This window comes from Vibrio genomosp. F10 str. 9ZD137 (genome assembly GCF_049974785.1).
GTDB lineage: Bacteria > Pseudomonadota > Gammaproteobacteria > Enterobacterales > Vibrionaceae > Vibrio.
The window spans coordinates 1-4,257 of record NZ_JBNGCJ010000362.1 but is presented as its reverse complement, the minus strand read 5'-3'; the positions used below and the strand labels follow the sequence as shown (position 1 = coordinate 4,257).

3 protein-coding genes are annotated in these 4,257 nt (G+C 46.3%); all 3 read left to right on the top strand.

Features of this window, described 5'->3' with window-relative positions; all coding sequences use genetic code 11:
- Positions 1-1,106, top strand: a 1,106-nt coding sequence (locus ACP45E_RS08070; RefSeq protein ID WP_277815689.1) for a type I restriction-modification enzyme R subunit C-terminal domain-containing protein, incomplete at its 5' end; no start/stop codon positions are given.
- A 152-nt stretch (positions 1,107-1,258) separates the two neighbouring features.
- Entirely contained in the window at positions 1,259-2,854 is a 1,596-nt protein-coding gene (locus tag ACP45E_RS08065; RefSeq protein WP_017037108.1) for an N-6 DNA methylase, read from the top strand.
- Positions 2,854-4,257 (top strand): restriction endonuclease subunit S (locus ACP45E_RS08060; RefSeq protein WP_069584869.1); only part of this gene is annotated, 1,404 nt, incomplete at its 3' end. The genes ACP45E_RS08065 and ACP45E_RS08060, both read left to right, overlap by 1 nt.

Sequence of the window (4,257 nt, the reverse complement as noted above, 5' to 3'; positions counted from 1 at the left end):
TCGTGTTCCTGCGCCAAGTGAAAAGCCGAATCCTCTACGAGCAGATGAAAGGCCGCGCCACGCGTACCTGTGATGAAATCAATAAACAGACATTCAGAATATTTGATGCGGTGAATCTCACTGAAACCATAGAGCGCCTTGGGGCAGATAACCTAATGAAGCCTGTCGTGACCAAGCCAAATTTAAGCTTAGAACAGTTAGTGGAAGAGATGGCAAATCCAGACGCGAACGATCACACTCAAGATGATGGCAACAGCTTTGCTCAGCAATCGTTAGATGCGTTTACCGTGAAACTGAGCCGAACACTGAAAAAGGCCGACAAGCTCAAGCTTGAAAAAGAGGGCGTCGCCGCAGAGCTGAACCAATTAGATGCGCTCGTAACGGATAATTTCCCAGAGTTAGAAAGTGCCAAACAACTGCCTAAGCATCTGTATCAGCTAGGGCCAAAAGCCGCAGCAGAGGCGATAAAGAGCAATCCGTGGATACTTAACCGCGAGCCAGCGATGCGCCAAGCGATAAACTTTGGTGAAAGAGCACCGCTCATCTACTCAGGTGATGTAGGTGAAGTAACCGTCACGCAAAACTGGGGCGGCTATGAAAAACCAGAAGAGTATTTAGCGGCGTTTGAACGTTTTGTACAAGAGAACCAAAACAAAGTGACCGCGTTAGACACCGTAGTGAATCGCCCACGCGATCTCACCAAGGCTGATTTGGTTTCACTGCTGAGCAAAATGGAAACCAAACAGTTTAACGAACAAACATTGTTACAAGCACGTAAAGCCGCAAAGCAAGAAGACGTTGCTGCGCGAATCATTGGCCTCATTCGCCAAGCCGCCATTGGTAGCCCGTTAATTCCGTTTGAAGAGCGTTTAACCAACGCACAAGAAACCATCAAAGAACGTTATAAGCTTACGAAACCCCAACAAAAATGGTTAAAGCGTATAGTGAATCAAATGCGTGAAGATCTGGTATTAAACGACGATTCGTTTAAAGTAGGCACCTTGCGAACCAAAGGCGGTAAAAGCCGGGCAGATAAAGATCTTGATGGTCAGTTAGACGTGATTATGAAAGATCTGATCGACGCGACTTGGGGTGAGTCGGCTTAATATTGCTCGGGCTTAGCAAGGCTAAACTAAGTAAGGTTAAGTTAAGCTAAGCAATGAAAAGCGTTAAAACTATTTTTTGGATTGGCACTGTGCCAATCCTTTTATTTTGCTAACGCGGATTTGATCTTATGTTAGCCATTAGGAACAAGAATATGAATACCAATGAAATTGTCGGCAAATTGTGGAATCTATGTAACGTACTTCGTGATGACGGCATCACCTACCAAGACTACGTTACCGAGCTGGCATCGCTGCTATTCATTAAAATGTGTGACGAATTGGATGACAAGAAAGACCTATTACCAGAAGGCATGCGCTGGCACGACCTGAAGGCCAAAAACGGTTTGGATCAGTTACAGTTCTACCGCCGTATGTTGGTAGAACTGGGTGAAGACGAGCACTCAATTGTTCGCGCGATTTTCGCCAATGTGAACACAAATATCGACAAACCAAAGCACTTACAAGAGCTGATTGCAGGCATGGACAAGCTAGATTGGTACGGTTCTAGCCGTGAAGACTTTGGTGACATGTACGAAGGCTTGCTAGAGAAAAACGCAGGCGAAACAAAATCGGGTGCAGGCCAGTACTTTACGCCACGTCCGCTCATCGACACCATGACCGCGTTACTTCAACCCACTTTTGGCGAAGTGATTCAAGATCCAGCGTCAGGTACGGCGGGTTTCTTGATCTCGGCTGACCGCTTCATTAAAGAAGAGACTGATGATCATGAAGACATCTCTGTCCCTCAACAAATATTCCAACAGCGCCAAGCGTTCCAAGGTATAGAGCTAGTTTCTGGCACACGCCGTCTTGCCCTAATGAACTGCCTATTGCACGACATTGAAGGGCCAGAAAACAGCGAAGGGCCAATCATGCTCGGTAACACACTAAGTGGTGATGGTGAAACCCTAGCCGCTGCCGATGTGATTCTCACCAACCCACCGTTTGGTAGCGCGAAAGGGGCAGGGGTGAGCCGTGAATTCACTCACATGACGCAAAACAAACAGCTTGCCTTTATGCAGCACATCTACACCAACCTGAAACCAGGTGGCCGTGCGGCAGTGGTTATTCCTGATAACGTGTTGTTTGAATCAGGCGCAGGCACGCGCATACGCCAAGACTTAATGGACAAGTGTAACCTGCACACTATCTTGCGCTTACCAACGGGTATTTTCTACGCGCAGGGCGTGAAGACCAACGTACTCTTCTTCCAAAAAGGCACACCAGAGAATCCAGCTCAGGACAAAGGTTGCACGAAGGAAACTTGGGTGTTCGATATGCGTACCAACATGAACACCTTTGGTAAACGCCGTCCACTGACCGAAAAGCACTTTGAAGCATTCATCAATGCTTATGGCGCGGACAAAAACGGTCAATCACCTCGTGAAGAAGGTGTTTACGAGACTTTGGGTGCTATTTACCCAGAAGGTGAAGATAGTGTTGAGAACGTCAGCGAGAAAGCGCACAAGGTAGATAGCGCTCGCTTCCGCAAATTTAGCCGTGACTACATTCGCGACCAAAAAGGCGACAGCCTAGATATCTCATGGCTAAAAGACCTAGCAGCCACCAGCGCAGAAAACCTGCCAGAGCCAGAAGTGCTGGCTGGTGAAGCAATGGCAGAGCTCACCGAAGCCATGTCGGAAATCTACCAACTGATGCAGTCACTTGGCGCGAACGATGAAGCCGAAGGGCAAAAGCAGCTACTTGAAGAAGCCTTTGGCTTGGCAGAAAAGCCGGAGGTAGAGTAATGAGTGAGTTGCCGAAGGGTTGGGTTGAGTTACCGTTAGAGCATGTAGCCTCATGGGGTTCAGGCGGCACACCTAAACGGAGTGAGCCTTCTTATTATGGCGGTGATGTTCCTTGGGTAAAAACAGGTGATCTAGGTCCAAGATACCTAAAAGAGGCTTCTGAATATATTTCGCAACTGGGCTTAGAGAAGTCTAGTGCAAAACTGTTTCCGAAAGGCTCTGTTGCGATCGCCATGTACGGTGCCACTATTGGTAAAACATCAACTTTAGATTTCGAAGCTTCGACTAATCAAGCGTGCGCAGTTGGAAATCCAATAGATGGAGTGATCTTAACCGATTTCCTATATTACTTTCTAACTTCCGAGAAGCAGAATTTTATCAAGAAAGGAAAAGGTGGAGCACAACCAAATATCTCTCAGCAATTGATCAAAGCTCATGAGATTCAACTCCCTTCACTAGCCGAACAAAAACGCATCGTTGAAAAACTCGATGAGGTATTGGCACAGGTCGACACCATCAAAGCCCGCCTAGATTGCATCCCAGATTTACTGAAACGCTTCCGCCAATCGGTACTCGCTTCTGCGGTGTCGGGTAAGTTGACGGAAGAATGGCGTGGGATTAATGAAAGCCAATGTTCACTCCAAGAAATCGACAACATAATCGAAAGTAGAAGCGAACTAGTTACTAAGCGAATGCAAGTGCCTCAGAAGCATTTGAAAAATGAAGAATACCCGATTCCAGATGGTTGGAAGTGGGTATCATTAGATTCGTTATCTTCAAAAATTGTAGATGGTGTTCATCATAAACCTGTTTACGTAGATGAAGGCGTTCCCTTTATGTCAGTTAAAGACATAAAGGGAGGGAAGATCTATTTTGATAACTGCAAGTACGTTTCGCCAGAAACGCATGAAGAAATTCATCCCCGTTGCAACCCTGAAAAAGGCGATTTATTGATAACTAAAAGTGGCACTATTGGGCGAACGGCTATCGTCAGAACAGATGAAGTATTCGATTTGTTTGTAAGTGTTGCTTTGATTAAACCGGCCTCTACAAAAGTAAACATGGAGTTTATAAATATTGCTTTAATGCACTGGGTGAATAGCATTGATGTTTCGAGTCGAGTAGTCGGAACTGCAATCAAAAATTTGCATTTACGTGATATGCGTGTTTTGGCTATTCCATTTGCACCACTCACCGAACAAAAAGAAATCGTTCGCCTAGTTGACCAATACTTCGCTTTCGCTGACACCATCGAAGCCCAAGTGAAAAAAGCACAGGCGAGGGTAGATAACCTAACCCAAAGCATTCTAGCAAAAGCATTCCGCGGCGAACTGGTTCCACAAGATCCAACCGACGAACCAGCCGATAAACTGCTAGAGCGCATAGATCGGCAGAGCGGTTCA

Excerpts from the sequence above, each read along its gene's own strand:
- ACP45E_RS08065 (WP_017037108.1), top strand. The coding sequence starts at position 1,259 with ATGAATACCAATGAAATTGTCGGCAAATTGTGGAATCTATGTAACGTA.